Origin of the sequence: Calidithermus chliarophilus DSM 9957 (genome assembly GCF_000430045.1) — a bacterium.
In the GTDB taxonomy this organism is placed as follows: Bacteria; Deinococcota; Deinococci; order Deinococcales; family Thermaceae; genus Calidithermus; species Calidithermus chliarophilus.
Genome location: NZ_KE387028.1, coordinates 137,827 through 138,386 on the forward strand (window position 1 = coordinate 137,827; position 560 = coordinate 138,386).

The 560-nt window shown below is 70.2% G+C and carries 1 pseudogene; it reads left to right on the forward strand.

From position 1 onward, the window contains the following. Nucleotides 1-174 precede the first annotated feature (174 nt). Nucleotides 175-560 (forward strand): annotated as a pseudogene (locus MEICH_RS26590) (hypothetical protein); the annotation flags it as partial.

The window sequence follows — 560 nt, forward strand, 5'->3', positions numbered from 1 at the left end:
AGGCAGGGACGGTGCGCTACCGCTTCGAGCGCTACCCGGGGATGCTCGAGCTGGGCGTGGGCTTCGAGGGCGGGGCGCCGGGGGTGAACCCCCAGGTGTGCGTCTACCCCTCCGACGGGAGCGCGGTAGACCCCAACGCCCAAATCTACGGGTGCCCCTGAGGAGGTGGAAAGAGTGAGAAACGCGACCATCGTCATTGCCATCGGCTTGCTGGCCCTCGCGCCCGCGCTGGCGGGCGCCTGCGACTCTCCCCCCCGCGAGCTCGTGCAGAAGGCCGAGGTGCGCGCGTGGGGCGAGCGCTGCCTGGCCTTTGACCTCGGGGAGACGAGCGAGAAGACCTACGCCGTCACCGCCCTGAGCGTGCCCTACGCCCAGGGGCGCGAGATCAAGCCGGAAGACCCCACCATGGGCGGCCTGGTGAACACCTACGGGCGGAATGTGCCCATACGGGCAGGGAGGGTGACCCCTATCGCCGTCACCTACAGGAGCGCCGACGTGGCCTACCTGCGCATCGACCACCGGGTGGACGTCATGGACGGGGTGCTCCGGCGCAACGGCCA